The sequence below is a fragment of the Vibrio sp. Makdt genome (assembly GCF_027587015.1).
Lineage (GTDB): Bacteria > Pseudomonadota > Gammaproteobacteria > Enterobacterales > Vibrionaceae > Vibrio > Vibrio chagasii_B.
Genome location: NZ_JAPPTH010000003.1, coordinates 275,288 through 298,413 on the forward strand (window position 1 = coordinate 275,288; position 23,126 = coordinate 298,413).

The window sequence follows — 23,126 nt, forward strand, 5'->3', positions numbered from 1 at the left end:
ATCGAAAGTGTATTCGAATTTTATTGATATCAACGGAAGAGAATAAACAATCAATGAGTAGTATTTTAGAGTGTATTCGTACAGTTGGACGAGGAGAAAGAGGGCGCAAGCCTTTATCGTTCGAACAAGCCTACCGCATCATGGATGAGTATTTAAGCGGAGAGGTCGGTGACGACCAGATGGCTATGCTACTGATGTTAATTCGTGTGCAGAACGAAACCAATGAAGAAATTGCTGGCTTTGTTAAAGCGTTTCAATCTCGAGTGCCCGATTTAGGGGCAGATATTGATTGGCCGTGTTATGCCGGTAAGCGCAATGAAAGCGCTAGTGGTAAGCCTTGGAACTTGCTGGCGGCTAAGATCTTAGCTGATAATGGCTATAAGGTATTGATGCATGGTTACATGGACAAGCCGAGCGGTAGAACGCACGTAGAAAGCCATTTGCAAGATGTCGGTGTGCAACGTGCGGACAACCCGGAACATGCTAAGTCGATCCTTGAGCAAGATGGCATTGCTTATTTGCCGTTGGCTAATTTTGCTCCTGAAGCGCAAACCATGATTGGTTGGAAGCATCGTTATGGGTTGAGAACGCCGATCAATACGGTGGTTCGAGCACTGAACCCTGGTGGTGGCCGTTTAGGCTTACGTGGCAGCTTCCACCCTGGCTTCCCACAGCTTCATGCTGAAGTTGAACATGTGATTGGCAACAAATCTCATTCGGTTATCTCTTTCAAAGGAATGAACGGTGAGTCGGAATACAACCCGAAAGTGAGTCAAACGGTATGGATGAGCTCTCCTGATAAAGTTGAGTCTTTCTATTGGGAAGAGATGATGAACTCAGATCTACCACTGCCGAGTGAATGTGTACTCGGGACGCCGGCTGAAGAGATGACTTTGATGGCGAATACAGTGGTCGATAGTATGACCGCAATTTTGTTTGCGGAGACGCATGACAAAACCGAGGCCTACCAAAAAGCGGTACGCCTGTGGCATGAGTACTGTGCACGTTAGTTGAAATACGATAGAGCTTGTAAGAGAAGGTCAGCGATTGCTGGCCTTTTTTGTATCGGGTGTTTCGGTGAAATGCTCAGGACAGAACGACTACTTAACTCGCATCAGCCGGTGCATTTTGTCTTCGAATTGAATCTCGATAACTTGCGATATCTTCATTTTATCAACACGATCGAGCATCTTGGTTTGATAGTCGCGTTTTTTCATCCACTCTAGTGGCTCTTTAAAGCCATCCTCATTGATGACAAATGATTGGTCAGTAATTGAATCTTCAAAGATATGAACCACCCAAATACGGGACTGAAAATCCAGCAGTGTGCTGAAGTAAGTTTTGATCTTGGAGATGGCGGTGGATAAAGACATACGAGACCGAATAAAGAGGAGAGCATGGTATGGATCAAGTATACCGTTTGTTGCTCAAGCTTGTCAGTCTGAATTCGGCAACCACTCAAACATGGCTGCCGTATAGCGAAGGGGTAGTGTGTGAGTTGTTACTTGAGGAACATGCCGAAATCGATTTCTTGCTCTTTCTGGTATTTGACGAGCTTCACTCTCAAGTTGTGTTGCGCCGCCATATCAATCGCTAAGCTCGACATGCTTTTTATCTCTTGTACACAGCGAGAAATGAGTGGCTTCTGTTGGTTATCAACCGTTGCAATCAGTGTGGATTCTGTACCGTCGTGATGAGTATAAACATACGCGTACATGGTGTTGTCGTGTTGCATAAACGTCCTAAATCGGGCTTTTCTAATTATTAGTGTGATGAAGGTTACAGGGTTTATCTATTCAAGCCACTATGGCTGAGTAAGGTTAAGCAAGAGAAAGTAAGACTTTGTAAGGGCTCTTTTTTTACTTTTTTTGGATGTTTGAAAGTGCGCTCAACCCTTTATCTGCCTTGCTTTTTTGTCTTGTTAGGTTTTGCCTATCAATAAAATTGCTGAAATCCATTTAGTAAAATCAAGATTTTAGACAACAATTAAATGAAAGAAGCAGATAAAAACATGACGCAAAGTATTTAGGGAGAACGCTATGCATTCAATTAAAGTGAAAGATTACATGACGCAGCAGGTTGTGACATTCACTCCTGATATGCCGTTAAGTCTAGCGTTAGACAAAGTGATGAGCAGTCATCACATGGGTGGACCAGTTATTGATGACAATGAACAAGTGATTGGTTTCCTTTCTGAGCAAGATTTATTAGAGAAGCTAGTTAAGGTTAGCTATTTCTGCCAAGACACACATATTGTTGGTGATTGTATGTACCAAGAGGTGCTATCAGTCGCACCAGACTTATCCATTATCGAATTGGCAGATATGATGCAAGTAGGCAAACCGAAAGCTTACCCTGTCATCGACAATCAGAAACTGGTCGGCATTATCACTCGAACCGATGTTTTAAGAGCAATCGGCAAGAACTTAGATGAATGTTTCCAACATCCTGTATAGTAGCGTGTTAAGAACGATTATTTTTCTCAACACCCTGAAATAAAAAAGGCGCACTAGCGCCTTTTTCTTCGTGGAGTTTTTCTAATTAGACCTGTTTGTCGGTCTATAGGTTTAGCCTGTGGTGTTTCAGTTTTTGGAGGTTTCATGTCAAACCAAACTGCAAAGTTTGTAGAAGGTTCAACGATGCGCCACATCTTGGTGATGTCGGGAGCAGGCTCAGTCGGCTTGATGGCATTGTTTGTGGTCGACCTGCTCGATATGCTGTTTATCAGTATGCTAGGTCAGGTTGAACTGGCTGCGGCGGTTGGTTTTGCTGGCACACTCACTTTCTTTTCTACTTCTGTGTCGATTGGTACTTCCATTGCTATGGGGGCGTTGGTTTCAAAAGCGATAGGCTCAAAAAATAGAGACCAAGCTAGAAACCTCAGCACCAGTATTATGCTAACCGCGTTTGTCATTAGCTCAACCGTCACTGCTGTGATGTACGCTTATATTCCAGAGTTATTGGCAGCCATTGGTGCGAAAGGCTTAGCCGCTGAACGCGCACAGGCGTATTTGCAGATTTTGTTACCGAGTGGCCCGTTTTTAGCGCTTGCGATGGCGGCCGGTGCTGGCCTAAGAGCTGCGGGTGATGCCAAACGCTCTATGTGGGCGACATTATCGGGAGGGATCGTAAATGCGATCTTAGATCCTCTGTTTATTTTTGGCTTTGGTTGGAACATTGAAGGTGCGGCTATCGCCTCTGTGGTGGCGCGTTTTTCGGTTCTATTCTTCTCACTTTATCCTTTGATTCGCAGTCACGAGCTGGTGGCTCCACCATCATTTGTGCAGTGGCGCATCAATATCCGTCCAATCTTAGCAATCGCAATCCCTGCGATCATTACTAACACCGCGACACCTATCGGCAATGCCATTGTCACGACAGGTATTGCACAATATGGTGAAGACTTCGTTGCGGGTTTTGCGGTGATTGGTCGTTTAACGCCGGTGTGTTTTGCGGTAATTTTTGCCTTGTCTGGCGCGGTAGGGCCAATTATTGGTCAGAACTTTGGTGCCGAGAGAATGGACAGAGTAAAAGAGACGCTCAATAACTCTCTATTTGTAACCACTGTGTACACCATTGTGGTTTGTGTCCTGTTGTACTTCCTCCAAGATCTCGTGATTCATGGCTTTAGTCTGCAAGGGGATGCGGCGATCATTGTTGCTGCTTTCTGTACCTATGTGGCCATTACTTTCATCTTTAACGGTGCACTGTTTGTCGCGAACACTTCGTTCAATAACCTAGGTAAGCCGCTGTATTCCACCGCTCTTAACTTAGGTAAAGCGACACTTGGTACCTTGCCTTTCGTATATTTAGGCTCTCAATGGTATGGCGCGTTAGGCGTTCTTTACGGACAAGCGCTGGGTAATATTCTGTTTGGCTTGTTGGGTGTTTTAGTACTTCGTTACCACATCTCTGAATTGATGCAGGGATCTAATGTCGAGCCAGTTGAAGATGACGTGTCTATCGTAAGTTTGAATACACAGCCTTTCTGTTCTCATGATGCAGTGCTGATTGATGATGTTTCAGCGAACAGAGAAGAGTGTGCCGAACTGAAGCCTCAATAATAGTGACTTACTTGGTCGAGACTGTTAAATAATTGTATTAACCGAAAACTTCTTCTTGACCTTGGAGCTACCTCCAAGGTTTATACTTTCGATGAACTTGGGGTTGGATACTTTAATAACTGAGTAGCCACTCCAAGGGTATTGGAATATTAAGGAGATACATTATGTGCGCAAAACACGCAGCGTGCCGCTCAGTAAAAGTGGACGTTCAACCACAAGCAGCCGCAACAAGCTGCTCTAGCCCTAAAATTTCAAGCATTACTGCAGCTGATACATCATCAGCATGTTGCAGCTCTTCTTCAACGACAGTCGCGTCATCGGGTGATGGCTGTTGTAGTTCAGACAGTGGAGAAGAAGACAGTCAGTCCTCAACGATAACGAACGATGCTCAATTTTCTAAAAGTTGGTTGGTTTCCGGAATGGACTGTCCAGCTTGTGCCAGAAAAATAGAAAAAGCGATCAGTAATATCGACGGTGTAATTCAAGCGAAGGTGCTCTTTGCTACCGAAAAACTGGTTGTGAAATATAACAATGAAAGTCTTGCTGACACCATCGAACAAGTCTCTATCAACACTGGCTTCCCGTTAACGGAAGTGGGTTCTAAGAAAGAAAAGCAACAACCAGAGACATTTTGGCAAGCGCATATCCAACCTAATTTACAGATCATAGCGATAGCCGCTGCGATGCTGTTCGCGGCGTTACTGAAAAGCTCAGCGCCTCAATTAAGTGAAGGTTTATTCATCGCGACCTGTCTACTTGGACTGTATCCGGTCGCTAAGAAAGCCGTTCAGCTCGCTCGCTCGGGAACTCCTTTCGCGATAGAAACCTTAATGAGTGTGGCTGCACTGGGTGCGCTATACCTTGGCGAGACCGCAGAAGCGGCAATGGTATTACTTCTTTTCTTAATTGGTGAACGCTTAGAGGCTTTTGCTTCTTCAAGAGCAAGAAGCGGCGTTCAAGCGCTAATGGCGTTAGTGCCTGAGAATGCGACCAAGATTATCCATGGTGAACGTGTTGAGGTAGCAGTAAGCGAATTGGTACCTGGCGATGTGATTGAAGTGGCTGCGGGTTCTCGTTTGCCAGCAGATGGTCAGTTGATTACCGATGCTGCGAGTTTTGACGAAAGTGCGTTGACTGGCGAGTCTGTGCCTGTGGAGCACACTCAAGGTAATAGCATCATGGCTGGTGCTGTGGTAGTCGATAAAGTGGTACGCATTGCGATTACCTCGAAACAAGGTGAGAACGCCATTGACCGTATTCTTCACCTGATTGAAGAGGCGGAATCGCGTAAAGCGCCATTGGAACGTTTCCTTGATAAGTTCAGTCGTTGGTACACACCATTGATGATGGTGGTCGCTTTGCTTGTCATCATCACGCCACCATTATTATTTGCTCAACCGTGGGAAACATGGGTGTACCGTGGTCTAGCACTACTGTTAATCGCGTGCCCTTGTGCCCTTGTTATTTCAACACCTGCGGCGATCACTTCTGGTTTGGCTGCAGCAGCAAAACGCGGCGCGCTAATTAAAGGCGGTGCAGCTCTTGAGCAGCTTGGTAAGATCGAAACCATTGCTTTCGATAAAACAGGCACACTGACTGAAGGTAAGCCTCAGGTGACTGATATTGAGCCACTAGCAGGTTGGCAGAAAGATACGATGCTTCGTGTGGTTGGCGCTATTGAAGTTGGCTCTACTCACCCATTAGCAAAATCGCTGGTGGCGAAAGTTGAAGAATTAGGCATTGATATTCCAGAGTCTCACAACAAGAAAGCGCTGATTGGTAGTGGCGTGGAAGGTGACGTCGATGGTGTGAAATATCGAGTGCTTGCGCCATCTAAACTTGATTTCGCTTTGGATGCACAGGTATCTAAGCAAATCGAATCGCTAGAAGATGAAGGTAAAACCGTTGTAGTTGCATTAGAGGTTAAAGATTCTGAGCAAGCTGCCAATGCGATTGGCTTGATTGCATGGCAAGACACATTACGCAGTGATGCGAAGTTAGCGATTGAGCGCCTTAATGGTCTCGGTATTCAATCCATTATGCTGACAGGGGATAACCCGCGCAGTGCTGCCGCGATCAGTGGCAAAGTTGGCATGCAGTACAAAGCGAGTCTGCTTCCAAGTGATAAGGTGTCTTATGTACAAGAGTTGTCTCAACAGTCGCATGTAGCCATGGTTGGAGATGGCATTAACGATGCGCCCGCGATGAAAACCGCGCATGTCGGTATCGCAATGGGTGGGGGCACAGACGTTGCTCTGGAAACTGCTGATTCAGCACTGACTCATAACCGTCTAACTGAATTACCAGCAATGATTGAGCTGTCGCAAGCGACCATCAATAATATCCGTCAAAACGTCGCTCTGGCTCTTGGCTTGAAAGGTGTGTTCTTAGTGACGAGTTTGTTTGGTATTACGGGGTTATGGGTAGCGGTTCTGGCGGACAGCGGCGCAACAGCACTGGTGACATTGAACGCATTACGCTTACTACGATTCAAGTCTAAATCTGATTAAATCTAACGCTCTTATATAAAGTTGCCTACTATATAAACGCCTTTAGCGGTAATACGTTAAAGGCGTTTTTTGTCTCATTAGTATGCAACACAGGTGCTTACATTGCTTATTTTTGTGATGCCAATCGGTTTTTCGTGAAACTTGAAATCTTATTGCGATCATTCATGTGATGGGTGTCACTTCATTTTGTGGTGAGCTTGGTTAGAGTGTGTTCGTACCCCACGAATTTACTATGAGCTTAAATAAGGGTAAAAAGCCCAATAAGCCAAAAGGAGCGAACTATGTCTCAAGCTGTTTTCCATTTAGGTGTTACTGAAGCAGATCTTAACGGTGCTACTCTTGCGATCATTCCAGGTGATCCTGCTCGTGTACAAAAAATTGCAGAAGAGATGGAGAACCCAGTATTTCTTGCTAGCCATCGTGAATACACACTTTACCGCGCAGAACTAGACGGTAAGCCAGTGGTTGTATGTTCAACAGGTATCGGTGGTCCATCTACCTCTATCGCTGTAGAAGAGCTAGCTCAATTGGGTGTTCGCACTTTCCTACGTGTTGGTACTACTGGTGCTATCCAACCTCACGTAAATGTGGGTGACATGATTGTTTCTACTGGTTCTGTTCGTCTAGACGGCGCTAGCCTACACTTTGCTCCAATGGAGTTCCCAGCAGTTGCTGACTTCGAAGTGGCAACAGCAATGAAAGCGGCAGTTGAAGAATCAGGTGCAGCCGTTCACATGGGCGTAACCGCTTCAAGTGATACGTTCTACCCAGGTCAAGAGCGTTACGACACGTTCTCAGGTCGCGTAGTTAAGCGTTTCCAAGGTTCTATGCAAGAGTGGCAAGACATGGGCGTTCTAAACTTCGAAATGGAATCTGCAACGCTGCTAACTATGTGTGCAAGTTCTGGTCTGAAAGCGGGTTGTGTTGCTGGTGTAATCATCAACCGTACTCAAAAAGAGACGCCTGATCACGATACACTAAAAGTAACAGAAGCACGCTCAATCAAAGTGGTTGTAGAAGCTGCTCGTAAAATGCTTTAAGTAGCAAAAGTGCTTTAAGTCTTAATCTGACAGCAAATTTTGAAAATGGCCGCATCGATTGATGCGGCCATTTTTTATTTACTCGTTAAGTGACAGAGAAAAAACAGATAAGAAAAAGGCGAGTCACTAAATAGCGACTCGCCTTTGTTATATCTGTTTAAGAGAAGCTTGCTCTTAAATGTTTCTTTTTAGCACTCTTGGTCTTCGTTACCGCCAGCAGCCGTAAACCAAGCGGTTAGGTGCGTTTTAAGATCTTTCAATTCATCTGGGCCGATCAGAGCAAGGCCAAGATCTTCTGCGCGTGTTATGTCGTTATGACGAAGTGGACGGAAGCTCACTAGCATAGCGCGGGCTTGTAGGCCACCTAATAGGTCTCTTAGTGATTCCAGTTTGTATAACGTGTCATCACCATCATCACGCATGCCTTTCGTCTTACATTCGATGATGTGCAGTTTATTGTTCACCACAGATGCCACATCTAGCTCATTTCGAACTTCACGCTCGCCGAGCTGGCGGTATACCTGAACATTCAAAGAGCGGTCTTGAATGGTTGGCATGTCATCTTGGATCTGTTTGACGGTGCTGTGAACCAGAGTTTCAAGCCATTCACCATTTGAGAAGCGTCGTGCGTCTTCATTAGCGAAAGTTAAAATACCATTGTCGTAAGTGGCAATCTTAGCTTCAACTAAATCACTCAATAGCATGTTTAGTTCACGATAGCCTTGCTGTTTTTCGGATAACTCAACATCCAGCTTCTGCTCTTTACGACAAGTGGTTGCAAGGTAGTTCAGTGTCGCTAGGCCAGGACCTAATTCAAGTGCGTTACTTGCCCAACGTTCACCTAGCTCATAAAGCTTTTGGTCTAGTTGCGGAGGCAATTGCACGTCGCTGAACTCACCACGAGCGCCAAATACCGTCAGGTAGTCGTCGATAGTGATGCGGTCTTGAACTTGCGCGTCTTCTTTGCCGTTCGGGTAAAGCCAGCATAGTTTGTCACTATTTGGTTCTACAACGAAGATAGGCCAGTGGTAAGTTCGGAACACTTCGTAGACTGAAAGTAGACGGTGACGTAGACCACAACTTGCGTTGAGTTTCACTTCTTGTCCACGTGCTTTTAAATCTTCAGCGAGGTTTTGAATGGATTCTTTAATCACGGACGTGTTTACGATCGTAGGAATTTCAAAAAACTCGCTGGTAATGTCGCGCTTTTGCAAAACGCTGTCTAAGCGTTGATACATATCGACTTGATTTTTGTCACCGATGAACACGATGTGCGTGCTGACCGTACGGTTATCAAGCAGTGGGGTAAGCAAGCGAATGGGGTCTTGATCGATAATGCCAACATGAACAGCCATATAAATTCCTTAATAGCGGCTCGCTCATAAAGGTGAAAGAAAAACGGGAAGCAGCAAGCCTTAATAACCATATAATGACAAAGCTCATAAAAAACAAGGGCAACTCTTGATAAAAGCTGCCCTTGTTCAAATAGTTACCACTATTGGGTAAGAAGTCCCAACAATCTCACCAAATATCTATGGTTTCATCATTTATCTATAGCTTAAATTGATGAACCAAATCCCCTTGTTGATTTGCGAGAATCGTTAGGTTTTGGCTCGCTTCAGCTATTGATGACATCGCTTGGTAACTGGCGTCGGCGATGTGGTTAATGTCTTCAATATTACGCGCAATATCACCCGAGGTTTCACTCTGTTCAGCAGCAGCTTGAGAGATGTGGGTACTCATATGGCTGATTTCTAGAATCAAGGCTTGAATCTCTTCCATTGCACTATTGGCATTCGATGCTTGTTGTACCGACATGTCCATATCACTCATACAGCTTTCGATAACGTTACTTGCGGTTTTCGAGCTGGATTGTAGGTTGCTGATCATGGTTTCGATTTCAGCTGTAGATTGCGTTGTTTTCTGCGCTAACACACGAACCTCATCGGCAACGACTGCAAAACCACGACCTTGCTCACCGGCACGCGCTGCTTCAATTGCTGCATTCAGTGCGAGTAGGTTCGTCTGTTCTGCAATGCCGCGAATTACGTCTAGGATTGAGCCAATTTGGCTACTCATCTGCTGCAGTTCACCCACCGCACTTACCGACTCGGTTAGGCGAGTTTCCAGTTGGTTGATGGTGCTGATGTTGGTGTTCATGATCTGACGACCCGACTCAGAAGCCGTCTCGACTTGTTGAACCATAGTCAAAGAGCTTTGTGCGCTATTCGCCACTTCTTGTACAGAGTGAGACATCTCTGTCATCGCAGTCGCTACTGTCGCTGTTTGTTCACGCTGGCTGTTCAGTTGAGCCTGTGTCTCTGAAGAGGTTTTCTGGTTGACGCTTGCTGTTTTGGTTAGGTCATCTGACGCATCGTTAAGCTTTACAAGAATATTGTGTAGGTTATCGGCTAAGGTGTTGATGTGACCACTCACGCGGCTGAATTCGTTGTTGTAACGAATGTCGATGCGCTGTGTCATGTCGCCTTCTGTCAGGCCTTCTAGTGTTTTAAGGATGCGCGTTAGTGGCTCTCTTACACTGTGAGCAATGTGGTAGCCAATCGCTGCCGCAAATAGTGTTACAACCACTCCGATGGCAATCGCGTTGAATAGGCCTTTGTCGTAAATGCTGCTCGCGTCTGCCAATGAAGAGTTGAGTTGTTCTTCGGCTGTCACGTTGAATGAGTCTAACACGGCCATCGCTTGGTCTACTTCAACCGCTAGATTGGCGATGTTTACATACAGGGCTTGCTTCGCTTGTAGGTAGTTGTTGTGCTTATCAAGAACACCGCCTTTTTGGCCTACGTCTTTGGTGAATTTCTGAACCGATTCATCGAATACATTCTTAAGAGCAGGTAGCTGTGTTGCCAAACCACGGTAGGCGTAGTTTAGGTGAGTAACGGCTTTCTTATTTTGGTTTACGGCTTTTTGTACGAATGCCACATCTGAGCTCGCGAGTGCGTCTGATGTGATCACTTCTGCATCTTGCAGTTTGATGAAGTAGCTTTTCGCCATGACTTTCACAGAGATGCTCTTCTGATCGGCAACGTACTCTTTCATGCCAACGGTCAATTCTGAGTGTAGGCGTTGGAAATCACGTGATGCTTTTTGTACTTGCTCTTGCGCTTCAAACATCGCGACGTAGTTGTTCATCGCTTCATCTGCTTCAGCAAAGTAGCGTTCTTCCATGGCTCTTAGCTGAGTAATGCGTTCGATGAGTGAGGTGTTGTTTTGGCTTGCCGCTTCTAGATTACCAAGGACTTCTGAAAAAGCGTTTTGTGATGCAGCAAACTCTGTGCGCATTGCAGACATGCGTTCAGTGTTTTGTGTGGTTAAGAAATCTTTGAATGACTTATCTGCCGAAAGCAATTGGACACTTGTTTGATTGGAAAGCGCAACAAGCGGTAAAGAGGTTTCTGAGACACTCTCAAAATTGCTGTGTATCTGATTCATGCTGTTCATCATGATGGTTATCGTGACTGCGAACATGATGATGATCAGTGCGAAACCAGCGTACATACGCTTGATCACAGATCCCTTCATGGCTTTCTCCCTAAATAAAATGCAGACCTAATGTCAGGTCAAAGTAAAACTAACAAAATTGTCAGCATTCTATTGAGCTCCGCTTGCGCATTTTATGACGCACACAGCAAAAATAACCCTCAGTTATAATCAACATGCCATTCTTGAGAGCTTAGGCTAGTTTTCTTTGATTTGAACGGTGTTTTTTATTAAGCTTTAAAGCAGGTTTATTGTGGTTTGTAGCGGCATAGCGCATACTCAAAGCACTAAAAAGTAAATGTTTTATCGGAGAAAAACATGGCTGAAGAAACCATCTTTAGTAAGATCATTAACAAAGAAATTCCAGCAGATCTGCTATACCAAGACGATTTAGTGACAGCGTTTCGTGACATCAACCCACGTGCGCCTAGCCACATCCTAATTATCCCTAATAAGCTTATTCCAACGACCAACGATGTTGAAGTGGAAGACGAAGCAATGATGGGGCGCATGTTTACAGTTGCTCGTAAGCTAGCAAAAGAAGAGGGTATCGCAGAGGATGGTTACCGTCTTATCGTGAACTGTAACTCTCATGGTGGCCAAGAGGTTTACCACATCCACATGCACTTAGTTGGTGGCCGTCCGCTTGGCCCTTTACTGATGAGCTAATCAAATAAGTTAACGAATTAACAAAATAGTCAATGAACGAACTAGAAAGTTAATGAGTTAATTAACACAAACAACAAGTTGGAAAATTTGTTGTTTGTATGCCAACTTTAATTGTTATCTGTTGTCTGAATATCGGCTTTGCTTAGCCAGAGCCCGATGAAGCAAGGATTTACTTGCTTGAGATCCTTTTTACAGCACGTTTCGTTTTGATAATGAGACTAGGGTCTGTTGAGCTTTCGAGCTGATTTCACCACGAAAGGTCAGCAGACCATAATAAAGTTGGCATTTTAAACATGCACGGAGACGATAAGTGAAGCAACAGTTTAGATTCGCTTCCATTGCCCTACTATCGGCGCTGACCGCGGGATGCGCGAGTATGTCTGCAGGTAACCTGTTCAGTCATTACAGCGCACAAAATAAAAGTATCTACCAAGCTGTTAAATCTGGAGATTATTCAGAGGCTCAACAAGAGTTACCAGATTACGCAGCAGGCGATATTCTCGATAATTTTGAGAGAGGCAGAATCAATCTGTTGGATCAAAAGTACCCAGAGAGTAAGTCTTCGTTTGAAGCGGCGGATCAGGCTGTTACCGAGCAGCAGAGAAAAGCCGTCATCTCTATCTCAGACAGTGCAACCAGTGTGGGTGCATTGGCTGTGAATGACAACATTACCGAGTATGTGCCGCCGGATTACGAGTTAGGCTTTCTTCACCTTTATCTCGGCTTAAACTATTTAAAGAAAAACGATTTAGAAGGTGCGGTGATCGAAATGCGTCGTGCCAATCAAGTTCAAGAGCAAGCGAAAAAGCAGCGTGAGGCCGAGCTAGAAAGAGCCGCCAACGATGCGAAGAAGCAGGGGCTGTCTGCCAATGTCGGCAGTATTCTCGCGAATTACCCAGATGCGGGTAAAAAGCTGCAGTCAGTGCAAAACGCTTATCTGATGTTTTTATCGGGTCTGCTTTATGATGCTTCAAACGACCTTAACAGTGCTTATGTCGATTATCGACGCGCATTGGCGGTGATGCCTGATAACCAAGAGATTATCGACAGAACCATGGCAACGGCCGCACGCTTAGGTATGCGACAGGATTTGGCCACACTTGAGAAGCGTTACAAGCAGTCGTCTAAGCTAAGTAGCGGTCAAGGGCGCGTGATTGTTCTTCAAGAGCAGAGTGCTGTTCAAGCAATGGACAGTTGGCGATTAGATTTACCTGTTTATGACAGTCGAGATCAGGGAGCAATATACTCTCTTGCGCTGCCATATTACCCAAGTCAGAACGTAGAGCGTTTTTCTCCGTTACGAATCAGTGGGCAACCGCTACAAGAGCATTTGATCACTGACGTCAACGCCATGGCTCAGAACGATCTGTCTGAGCGTATGACGAGCATTGTTATTCGCCAAGCGCTACGTGTGGTCGCAAAAGACCGCATTCGTAAAGAGGCAACAAAGGGTGATGATGTTGGAAACATTTTGTTCAATGTGTGGAACACGCTGACAGAGCAACCAGACACTCGCAGTTGGCAATCATTACCAGCTGAGATTAAGAGCAGTACGTTTGTAGCAAACAGCGGTCAATATACTTTGGAAGCGGGTGCTAAAACCTACGATTTTGATATTCGAGAAGGGCAGACCACTCTGGTATGGATTTCTCGACAAGGAAACAACGCAACAATGTGGCATAAACAGCTAGGGAGGCTGTAATGAAAAAGTGGTTAGTGAGCTTAGCAGCGGTTATGGCTCTGGCTGGTTGTGCTGATAATACAGCTGGCGTAAGGGTTGATAGTCTGACTCAGAACGTATTCTTTGGCGACAATGTATTGGGCAGCCGTTTACAAGTTGAAGATATCCGTACCGATCAGATTGATGGTCACACTCGAGGTATTGTCCGCTTAAACAGTAACTATAAAGGTGACCAACACATCCTTTATCGTTTCTATTGGTACGACGATGCTGGACTTGAGGTCAACTTGAAACAAGGACCTTGGAAGCAAGCGATTGTACGTGGCTTTGAAAGCATTTCGTTGTCGGAAGTATCGGTAAACCCGAAAGCAACTCAGTTCCGAGTTCAGTTCCGAGAGCAGTAGTAACAGATTCAGTTAGAACTGGCGCGGTTAATATCGACTAGCGCTGAAAAGCGAATTGATTCGCACAGATAAAATTTAAGAGTGTGGGTAACCCCACTCAATGATAAGTTGAGGAAACATCATGAAAAAGAGTGTCATTGCGCTAATAGGCTTAGCGGTTATTTTAGGCGGTTGTTCGAACAAGGTAAGCTACGGTGATGCACAAGCAGTAGAAACCACGACAATCGATTTCGGTTCAACTGACCTTCAAACTATTGCTGGTGAGATGGTTGATAGCATGATGGCTTCTGGTTCAGTGTCTTACATTACTCGTGATCAGCGTCCAATCGTGTTCGTAGAGCGAATCAAGAACAAAACAAGTGAGCACATCGATACTGAGTCAATCACTGACACAATCAGTACTAAAATGCTGAACTCTGGTAAGTTCCGTTTCGTTGATATGGACCGTGTAGAGTCTGTTCGTGACCAACTAAACTTCCAAAACAACGATGAGCTAGTGAACCAAAGCTCTGCGATTCAGTTCGGTAAGATGGTTGGTGCTCAGTACATGCTGTACGGCAACCTATCAAGCATCGTTAAGAAAGCGGGTAGCGACGAAGACGTGTACTACAAAATGACCATGCGTCTGATGGACCTTGAGTCTGGCTTGATCGAGTGGGCTGACGAGACTGAAATCCGTAAGCAGCAATCTAAGAGCCTACTAGGTCTTTAATTTCGCTTAACTGCCAACTATGACACTTACTATTGAAAGTGAATAGCTTGGTCACACGCCAATTCAGTACATGATGTGCTGATATTTGAAGGCACTGGCTTTGGTCAGTGTCTTTTTTTTGTAGGGAAACGAAGACGTTTATAGGGAATGAGCAATGGCAATTTTTTCTTGGTCTGAGGCGAAGCTTCTTGATACCAGTTTGATTTCGCTTGATGGCTATTTTTCGCCGCCGCCAGTGAAGGCGCAGACACTTACCGGTGGTCTGACTAACCGATGTTGGAAGCTGGTTTCTGCTGATGGCGCTGAATACGTGTGGCGTCCGATTACACCGATTACCAACGCCTTCTTTATTTCTCGTTATGAAGAGTACCAAGTGTTGTCTGCCATCGAGCGTCTTGGTATTGGACCAAGCCCGGTAGTGGTGAATGAGCAGGGCTTATTGGTTGAATGGGTTGCCGGGGATACGCTCTATGAAGGTTTAGATATTGATGACCTATTGAAAACGCTTATCTCTGTGCATTTGGTTAACACCGCACGGTTACCACTTAAGCCGTTCAGCTTTACAGCGCGAGTAGACCATTATTGGCTTCAGCTTGATGCGGTTCATAAGACCGAAGCCTACAGTTCCATTTATAAAGAGTGGCGGACAACACCGAGTATTCCGAGTGTTGAGCTTTCCTTATGTCACTTTGATCTGGGCGGTTACAACCTAGTGAAGAACAGCGGTGGGATTAAAATCATTGATTGGGAATACGCGGCAATTGCTGACCCTAGATTAGATCTAACCTTAACCATTTCAGTCGCAGATGCCCCGGTGCAAGAAACGGTTGAAAAGTATTGTCAGCTGCGCGGCATTCACGATGTTCAGCCTTGGCTGGATGGTGTAGAAGCGTGGTTACCACGAAGTCGAATGATGGCAATGTTGTGGTATTTGCTCGCTCATCAACTGTGGGGAGATGAAAGTTATCTGCGTGAAGCAGAGGCTCTGAGTCACACTTTCTGTAGCTAGGATCACGTTTAGGAAGTGAAAAATATAATTTCGATGGTCTTCCCTTTAAAACCTTGTTTTTCGTGTTAGATTGATCAAAACGTACCAATATTCAATGGGGGAGGTACAATGATTATCTATCTTCACGGCTTCGACTCAACAAGCCCGGGCAATCACGAAAAGATACTGCAGTTGCAATTCATTGATGATGACGTTCGTTTCATCAACTACAGTACTTTGCATCCAAAACACGATATGCAGCACCTGCTAAAAGAGGTGCACAAAGTGATAGAGCAATCAGATGATCCACATCCAATTATTTGTGGTGTTGGCTTAGGTGGTTTTTGGTCTGAGCGTATTGGTTTCTTGTGTGGTATTAAGCAGGTAATTTTCAACCCGAACCTGCAACCTGAGAACAACATGGTAGGCCGAATTGATCGTCCTGAAGAGTACGAAGATATTGCGACTAAGTGTGTTGAACAGTACCGCATGAAAAACAAAGGTCGTTGTCTTGTGGTGCTTTCTCGTGAAGATGAAATTCACGACAATAGCAAAACAGCTGCAGCACTTGAAGATTACTACGATGTAATCTGGGATGAGAAAGAGAGTCACAAGTTCAAAAAAATCTCTCAACATCTCCAAGCGATGAAAGCATTTAAAAACGCTTAATCATCCCACTATTTTTATAAAAGCAGTACTCATTGAGTGCTGCTTTTTTGTATCTGTATAGCAAAGGTTACTATTGATGATGCTGTCGTAGCGGCTATGTTGACAAGTTTACGCAAACGTTAACTATTTAGCTTCGAATCCTCATTGTGGGTAAGGATTTTAGTTGCGGTCATCTTTTTGCTATATATAATGTTCCAAAGCAAAATATTTTGATAAATATCAAAAAAAATTGAGAGCGAGTGATAAAACTTGCCCATTATTTGTGTACTACCTCTAAGGTTGTCACCTTTTTTATCCATGTGAGTAAGGCGATAAACGGATGTTTGTTGCTTGTAGCCCCTCTAACTACTCGGTGAGCTGTCGTTCTTCTTTTTCGCGGTTATCCAATATGTCACAGCCTTATTTAAAGGCCGAGTAGATACATAGAATTTATCGGTTGGAGTAATCGAGCCGAACCCTATTTATTCATTTTGTAGAGGATTGTCATTGTGACAAAAATTATCGTAGTAGGCGGCGGTGCTGGTGGTTTAGAACTAGCAACTAAGCTAGGCCGCACTTTAGGTCGTAAAAAGCGTGCCCAGATCACTCTGGTAGACCGTAAAGCAAGCCACCTATGGAAGCCATTGCTTCATGAAGTAGCAACTGGTTCTCTAGATGAAGGCGTTGATGCATTGAGCTACCGCGCACACGCAAAAAACCATTACTTCGATTTCCAAATGGGCAGCCTGAACGACATCGATCGTGAGCGTAAAGTGATTGCACTTAGCGAACTGAAAGATGAGCACGGTGAGCTGTTAATGCCAAGCCGCGAGCTTGAATACGATATTCTGGTTATGGCACTAGGTTCAACGTCTAATGATTTCAACACTCCAGGCGTTCGTGATAACTGTATTTTCCTTGATAGCCCAGAACAAGCTCACCGCTTCCGTACTGAAATGAACAACCAGTTCTTAAAGCTGCACGCTAAGAATGGTCAGGGTACGGTAGACATCGCGATTGTTGGTGCGGGTGCTACTGGTGTTGAGCTGTCGGCTGAGCTCCACAACGCTGTGAAAGAGCTTCGTACATACGGTTTTGGTGACCTAGATTCAAGCAAGCTAAACGTAAACCTAGTGGAAGCGGGCGAGCGTATTCTTCCTGCTCTTCCTCCTCGTATTTCAAGCGCTGCGCACTCTGAGCTAACTAAGCTTGGTGTGAACGTTCGTACCAATACTATGGTCACGCAAGCCGATGCTGATGGCCTAACAACGAAAGATGGCGACAAAATCCCTGCTCAAATCATGGTATGGGCAGCAGGTATTAAAGCGCCTGACTTCATGAAAGATATTGGTGGTCTTGAAACTAACCGTATCAACCAACTGGTTGTGAAAAACACGCTGCAAACGACGCTTGATGACAACATCTTTGCTATCGGTGACTTGGCGCAATGTACACAAGCGGATGGTTCTTTTGTTCCACCTCGTGCTCAAGCGGCTCACCAAATGGCAAGCTGCGCATTCAGCAATATCATTGCTAAGCTGAACGGTCGTGACCTGAAAGATTACATCTACAAAGATAAAGGCTCACTAGTATCACTAAGCCGTTTCTCTACGGTAGGTAGCTTGATGGGTAACCTGACTAAAGGTTCGATGATGGTTGAAGGTCGTATTGCTCGCGTGGTTTACATCTCTTTGTACCGCATGCACCAGATGGCGCTTCACGGAATCATCAAGACGTCACTAATGATGTTGGTTGGCCGTATCAACCGTGTTCTACGTCCAAATCTAAAGCTTCACTAATTAGCTAGCTTTTCGAAGAAGAGTTAAGCTTTCAAAATGCTTAACGCTGATAGTAAAAAAGAGCTCTTCGGAGCTCTTTTTTGATCGTGTCAGTTAAGTGGCTGCCTTGTTGATGATTGCTAAGCCACCGGTGGCAGTACTGAGTAAACGACCCCATCTTTTGGTTTACCGTTGAAGATGAATCGATTTTTGGCAATGGTTTCTCGCTCTGCGCCGCACTTCTCTATGAGCTTTTGGCTCGGTAGGTTTTCGGTATCACAGACTATCTCTAAACGCGTTAGCTTGAGCTGCGCAAAGCAAAATTCAAACAGAGCCAACATCGCTTCTTTTGCAATGCCTTTTCTCTGAAATTGGTCGCCAACCCAATACCCTAAACTCGCCATGTTAAAGGTGTGGTAAAGCTCATTGATGGCTACCATGCCGACCAGCTTATCGCTTTTTCGCTCAAAAATACCAAAGCCAAACGCATCGGCTTTCACCCAGTTTAGGCGAGTTGCCAGAATGAACTTCTCAGCTTCTGCAATAGAGAACCGATCATGACACCAATCGACCCACGGCAGTAAGCTAGGGGAAGACTTGATCAGTTGAGAAAACTCGTGAGCGTCAGAAGGCTCAATAATTCTTAGGCTAAGGTTTTGAGTATTGATCTGGAAGTCGGGGCTCATAGGGCGTACCAATTAAATTTGTAAGTACCTGCTGAAAGTAGCCAGCACTTAATAAAACGCCCTCACAATGGAGGGCGTTTTGAGTGATTAATATGAGTATAGCGAGATCGCGAGTAGAGTAACCAGCTTAGTCGCTATATCACTAGAACCGCTTATTGAGCAACACGACGGACTTGAATCACTATGCCAAGAAGCGGGTGGTCAAGGTAGTGAGTTTCTGTACTACGCATACGACGTTTTTGGTCCATACGGTAGCTCTTAAGGAACTCTTCTACTTGAACGGTCGGTGAAATCTCGGTTAGGTTGCCCACCTGAACATTGCTTTCTGCACCGCTTACTGGAGAGTCGAGTTCAATTTGCTGTTCTTGCAGCGTGACTTCACGAACGCTTGGTGCTTTCAAATCTAGAGTGGTTTCAGCGTATAGGTAGTGCTGAACATAGATTTGTAGCTTGCCGTCTAGTTCATAAAGCGGCTTGTCGATGGTCTCTTCTTGGAAGCCATCAGCACTTGCGGTAACCGCGCCTTTTTCAGAGCCGTCAGCATTGAACTGTTTAGAGAAGTCTTTACCTGCTTGAATGTGGAAAACAGGTGCTGAGCTCTTGCCTTGATCGCCTTGACGCCAAGCCGTGTGCATCAGAACTTCAAAGCCTGCATGTTTACGTAGCTTATCTTTCTGAGGTGTTAATTTGTATTCCGAGTAAGGAAGCATTTGCACACCTTTATTTGCTCGGTATTGGGTATCTTGAAATGAGCCAACGCGCTCAAGTGAAATCTTTGGCTGGGTGTTAGGCCAAGACTCGTTCACCTTCTCTGCATCAACTGCGCGTTTGAAAATGATCACTTCTATATCAAATTGTCTCTGCGCCAAACTTGGCAGTGAGACGAACAATAGTAGCAGTGGGATCAGTCTTTTCATTTTTACTCCGTTTTCCAGCCGCACTACCGGCTGGATAAATTATATGTGCAAGTGGGTTGGGCTTTAAGCTGAAGGCAGCAAGTTCTGTCTGAATTCGCCCAATAAATCACTAACAAATTGAATTCGTTTCCGTCTGTCGACCAATGGTATCGTAAACTTGAACTTAGTTGGTCCTTCCATTGAAAACTTTTGCGGTTGAGATTGCAACAGTTTAACAAGGTAGTTCGGGTTTATGTCAGCATCCGGGTAGAATTCGATAAATCCGCCTTTATCGTGCGCTTCAATTTTCTTCGCTTTGATAGATGCAGCCGCTAACTTAAGCTCGGAAACCGATAATAAGTTCTTGGTTGCATCAGGAAGAATACCGAAGCGGTCGATAAGCTCGACTTTCAGCTCCGCAAGTTCATCTGTGTCACTCACACTCGCAATACGTTTGTATGTTGATAAGCGTGTGTTGATGTCTGGAATGTAGTCATCTGGTAATAGTGCTGGGATGCGCATCTCAATCTCAGTTTGCTCACGTAGCAGATCATCAAGTGACGGCTCTCGACCTTCTTTCAAGGCCTCAACCGCTTGCTCTAGCATCTCCATGTATAGCGTGAAGCCGACAGATTGGATTTGACCACTCTGTTCATCACCCAATAGCTCACCGGCACCACGAATCTCTAAATCGTGTGTTGCGAGAGTGAAGCCTGCGCCCAAGTCTTCCAGAGAGGCAATCGCGTCTAAGCGTTTAATTGCGTCTTTGGTCATCGCCTTCGGATGTGGCGTCAGTAGGTACGCATAAGCTTGGTGGTGAGAACGACCCACACGACCACGCAATTGGTGAAGCTGAGCTAGACCAAGGTTGTCGGCTCGGTCCATCAAGATGGTATTGGCTGTCGGAACATCGATACCGGTTTCGATGATGGTGGTACACACCAACAAGTTAAAGCGTTGGTGGTAGAAGTCGTTCATGATGCGTTCTAGTTCGCGCTCTCGCATTTGACCGTGAGCGACCGTTACCCGCGCTTCCGGAATCAGCTTTTGTAATGACTCTGCGGTTTTCTCAATGGTATCGACTTGATTGTGCAGGAAGTAAACCTGACCACCACGCATGATTTCACGAAGTACTGCTTCTCTTACCACCGCATCGTCACTTTGACGAACAAAGGTTTTGATAGCTAAGCGTCGTGCTGGTGGCGTTGCAATGATCGATAGGTCACGCATCCCACTCATCGCCATGTTGAGTGTTCTTGGGATTGGGGTCGCAGTCAGCGTTAGGATGTCGACATCGGCACGCATTGCTTTTACTTTCTCTTTCTGACGTACACCAAAGCGGTGTTCTTCATCAACGATCAGTAAACCAAGGTCTTTGAACTGGATATCACTAGAGAGCAGTTTGTGAGTACCGACTAGGATATCAACCTTGCCGTCCGCGACATCTTGCATGATCGCTTTTTGCTCTTTCGCTGACTTGAATCGAGAAAGCACTTCAACACGGATCGGTAAATTGGCGAAACGGTCTCGGAAGTTTTCGAAGTGTTGTTGAGCAAGTAAGGTAGTCGGAACCAGAACCGCTACTTGTTTGCTGTTATCGGTACACACGAATGCCGCGCGCATTGCGACTTCTGTTTTACCAAAACCAACATCACCACACACTAGGCGGTCCATGGCTTTTGCTTGGCACATGTCAGACATCACTGCATTGATTGCCATCGCTTGGTCATCGGTTTCTTCAAATGGGAAGCCAGATTTGAAGGTTGCGTATTGCCCGCGATCTAAAACAAATTTATAGCCAGGTTTAAGCTCACGCTTGGCGTAAACATCCAGCAGCTCTGCAGCAACGTCACGTACTTTTTCAGCGGCACGCTTACGCGCTTTTTGCCACGCCTCACCACCTAGTTTGTGTAGCGGTGCAGACTCTTCGGCGCCACCAGAGTAACGTCCAATAAGGTTCAAAGACGCAACGGGCACGTACAGCTTGGCGTCGTTTTGGTACTCAAGTGTCACGTATTCGGTTTTCATGCCACCGGCTTCGAGGGTTTGCAAGCCGATGTAGCGACCAATACCGTGGTCAATGTGCACAACAGGTTGACCTGGTTTTAGCTCCGCAAGGTGGCGGATAACGGTGTCGCTATTAACGCTTTTCTTATCTTTCTTACGACGTTGAACAACTCGATCGCCAAGCAAGTCGCTTTCACAGATAAGCGCGATGTTCTTCTCTTCGTGAACAAAACCGTGCTCAGCTGAACCTAGGATCAAGCTGAACTTGTCTTTGGCCTTAACGGCTGCATTGAGGTTTTCAACTTCGTTTGGTCGTACTTTTATACCGCGAAGTAGTTCGCTCAATGCTTCACGGCGACCCTCTGACTCAACCGAAAAAACAACTTTGCCATCGAAGGCTTCAGTGAATTTTCTTAGGTTTGCCAAAGGCTCTTTGTTTTGGTGTTGAACACTTAGGTCAGGCAGTGACGTAACCGGAAGGTTGATGCGTCCAGCTTTCTCTTCAATAGACTCTAAGCTCAGATTGACCTGTGGCTTTTGCTTGAAGTGTGCGAACAGTTCGTCTTTTTTCAGCCAAAGCTGTTCTGGTGCTAATAGAGGACGTAATGGATCGACCCCACGTTGGTCGTATCGATGAGCGACATCAGCAAGGAAAGAATCAACAGCGGTTTCTACATCACCAAGAACCAAGAGTTGCGTTTCATCGGCAACATAGTCAAACAGTGTTTCTGTATGATCGAAGAATAGAGGTTGCCAGTACTCAATACCAGCGGGCCACGTCCCTTTAGATACCTGCATGTAAACCGATTCTGGTTCACGGCGGGCATCAAACTGTTGGCGCCAACGAATACGGAAATCTTCGATCGCTGTTTCCGAGGTTGGAAACTCGTGAGCTGGTAAGAGTCGAATTTCAGAGATGTCTTCGATAGAACGTTGGTTCTCTGGATCGAAGGTTCGGATGGTGTCGATCTCATCATCGAAGAAGTCGATACGGTAAGGGTCTTTGCTGCCCATCGGGAACAGGTCAAGAATAGAGCCACGGCTCGCGTACTCACCTGGGCCAAATACTTGATCAACGTAACGATAGCCAGACTTTTCAAGCTGCAAACGCAGCTTCTCTAGTGAATAAAGATCACCAGTTTTCACCATTAGAGTGTGCTGTAGCAAGAAGTCACGCGGTGATTGGCGCTGAAGTAGGGTGCTAATCGGTACGATCGTGATGCCGTCTTTTAATGTCGGCAAGGCATAAAGGCGCGCGATACGATCTGATATGATCTCTTGGTGCGGTGAGAAACTGTCGTAAGGCAGGGTTTCCCAGTCTGGGAATAGCGCTACTTCGCTCGCCGTAAACTGTTCAATTTCAGATTGCAGCTTGAGTGCGATTTGTGGATCTGGCACAGCAAGTACAGTATGACTGTTGTGTTGCTCTGCGAGTTTAGCAATGGCCAGAGCGAGAGATGAACCCACTAGGTTACCAATGTGCTTTTTGTCACCAGCTCCTTTGAGGGTAGGTAGGGTAAAAATAGATTGTTTGGTCATGTT

Annotated in this window: 19 protein-coding genes; 12 read left to right on the top strand and 7 right to left on the bottom strand. The window is 45.5% G+C overall.

The genetic code is table 11. The features are described 5' to 3' along the window. The first annotated feature begins 23 nt into the window (after nt 1–23). Nucleotides 24–1,010, top strand: a complete 987-nt coding sequence (locus tag OH460_RS05425; RefSeq protein WP_269995785.1) for a glycosyl transferase family protein — start codon at nt 24–26, stop codon at nt 1,008–1,010. 90 nt (nt 1,011–1,100) lie between these two features. Here OH460_RS05425 and OH460_RS05430 read toward each other — a convergent pair whose 3' ends face one another. Continuing rightward, complete coding sequence (locus OH460_RS05430) at nt 1,101–1,373, bottom strand: hypothetical protein (RefSeq protein ID WP_171762303.1); 273 nt, start codon at nt 1,371–1,373, stop codon at nt 1,101–1,103. Between the two features lie 128 nt (nt 1,374–1,501). Beyond that, nucleotides 1,502–1,735 carry a hypothetical protein gene (locus OH460_RS05435; protein ID WP_269995788.1) on the bottom strand — a complete coding sequence of 78 codons (234 nt, stop codon included), beginning with the start codon at nt 1,733–1,735 and terminating at the stop codon, nt 1,502–1,504. Nucleotides 1,736–2,039: 304 nt separating this feature from the next. Here OH460_RS05435 and OH460_RS05440 point away from each other — a divergent pair, with 304 nt between their 5' ends. The 4 genes from OH460_RS05440 to udp all read left to right on the top strand — a co-directional run bounded on the left by OH460_RS05440 (nt 2,040) and on the right by udp (nt 7,614). After that, entirely contained in the window at nt 2,040–2,456 is a 417-nt protein-coding gene (locus tag OH460_RS05440) for a CBS domain-containing protein (protein WP_008221675.1), read from the top strand. Nucleotides 2,457–2,600: 144 nt separating this feature from the next. Then, entirely contained in the window at nt 2,601–4,064 is a 1,464-nt protein-coding gene (locus OH460_RS05445) for an MATE family efflux transporter (protein WP_008221673.1), read from the top strand. A gap of 164 nt (nt 4,065–4,228) precedes the next feature. Beyond that, complete coding sequence (locus OH460_RS05450) at nt 4,229–6,574, top strand: zinc/cadmium/mercury/lead-transporting ATPase (protein WP_269995792.1); 2,346 nt, start codon at nt 4,229–4,231, stop codon at nt 6,572–6,574. 281 nt (nt 6,575–6,855) lie between these two features. Next, a complete protein-coding gene (gene udp, locus OH460_RS05455) occupies nt 6,856–7,614 on the top strand; it encodes a uridine phosphorylase (protein ID WP_017632176.1) in 759 nt (252 codons plus the stop codon). A gap of 188 nt (nt 7,615–7,802) precedes the next feature. On the opposite strand, the gene OH460_RS05460 is transcribed toward udp, so the two are convergent. Continuing rightward, entirely contained in the window at nt 7,803–8,969 is a 1,167-nt protein-coding gene (locus OH460_RS05460) for a DUF1887 family protein (protein WP_061031798.1), read from the bottom strand. A 196-nt stretch (nt 8,970–9,165) separates the two neighbouring features. Further along, nucleotides 9,166–11,157: a methyl-accepting chemotaxis protein gene (locus OH460_RS05465; protein WP_061031797.1), complete on the bottom strand. Its 1,992-nt coding sequence runs from the start codon at nt 11,155–11,157 to the stop codon at nt 9,166–9,168. Nucleotides 11,158–11,433: 276 nt separating this feature from the next. On the opposite strand from OH460_RS05465, the gene hinT reads away from it, so the two are divergent. From hinT to OH460_RS05500, 7 genes are all read left to right on the top strand, one after another. After that, nucleotides 11,434–11,784: a purine nucleoside phosphoramidase gene (hinT, locus tag OH460_RS05470; protein WP_004736268.1), complete on the top strand. Its 351-nt coding sequence runs from the start codon at nt 11,434–11,436 to the stop codon at nt 11,782–11,784. Nucleotides 11,785–12,094: 310 nt separating this feature from the next. Beyond that, nucleotides 12,095–13,486 (top strand): COG3014 family protein, encoded by a 1,392-nt coding sequence (locus OH460_RS05475; protein WP_269995799.1) that lies wholly within the window; start codon nt 12,095–12,097, stop codon nt 13,484–13,486. After that, nucleotides 13,486–13,869: a YcfL family protein gene (locus tag OH460_RS05480; protein WP_004741950.1), complete on the top strand. Its 384-nt coding sequence runs from the start codon at nt 13,486–13,488 to the stop codon at nt 13,867–13,869. The genes OH460_RS05475 and OH460_RS05480 overlap by 1 nt, the downstream gene beginning before the upstream one ends. A gap of 121 nt (nt 13,870–13,990) precedes the next feature. Next, the gene (lpoB, locus tag OH460_RS05485; RefSeq protein WP_269995802.1) at nt 13,991–14,581 is read left to right on the top strand and encodes a penicillin-binding protein activator LpoB; all 591 of its coding nucleotides are present in this window, start codon (nt 13,991–13,993) and stop codon (nt 14,579–14,581) included. Nucleotides 14,582–14,735: 154 nt separating this feature from the next. Continuing rightward, the gene (locus tag OH460_RS05490; protein ID WP_269995804.1) at nt 14,736–15,590 is read left to right on the top strand and encodes a phosphotransferase; all 855 of its coding nucleotides are present in this window, start codon (nt 14,736–14,738) and stop codon (nt 15,588–15,590) included. A 108-nt stretch (nt 15,591–15,698) separates the two neighbouring features. Then, a complete protein-coding gene (gene ycfP, locus OH460_RS05495; RefSeq protein WP_048658279.1) occupies nt 15,699–16,238 on the top strand; it encodes an alpha/beta hydrolase YcfP in 540 nt (179 codons plus the stop codon). Between the two features lie 488 nt (nt 16,239–16,726). After that, nucleotides 16,727–18,016 (top strand): NAD(P)/FAD-dependent oxidoreductase, encoded by a 1,290-nt coding sequence (locus OH460_RS05500; RefSeq protein WP_061031794.1) that lies wholly within the window; start codon nt 16,727–16,729, stop codon nt 18,014–18,016. A gap of 119 nt (nt 18,017–18,135) precedes the next feature. On the opposite strand, the gene OH460_RS05505 is transcribed toward OH460_RS05500, so the two are convergent. From OH460_RS05505 to mfd, 3 genes are all read right to left on the bottom strand, one after another. Next, nucleotides 18,136–18,681, bottom strand: coding sequence for a GNAT family N-acetyltransferase (locus OH460_RS05505; protein WP_269995811.1), 546 nt, complete (start codon nt 18,679–18,681; stop codon nt 18,136–18,138). A 152-nt stretch (nt 18,682–18,833) separates the two neighbouring features. After that, a complete protein-coding gene (locus OH460_RS05510; protein WP_269995813.1) occupies nt 18,834–19,598 on the bottom strand; it encodes a peptidoglycan binding protein CsiV in 765 nt (254 codons plus the stop codon). Between the two features lie 63 nt (nt 19,599–19,661). After that, nucleotides 19,662–23,123, bottom strand: coding sequence for a transcription-repair coupling factor (gene mfd / locus OH460_RS05515; protein WP_269995816.1), 3,462 nt, complete (start codon nt 23,121–23,123; stop codon nt 19,662–19,664). Nucleotides 23,124–23,126 lie beyond the last annotated feature (3 nt).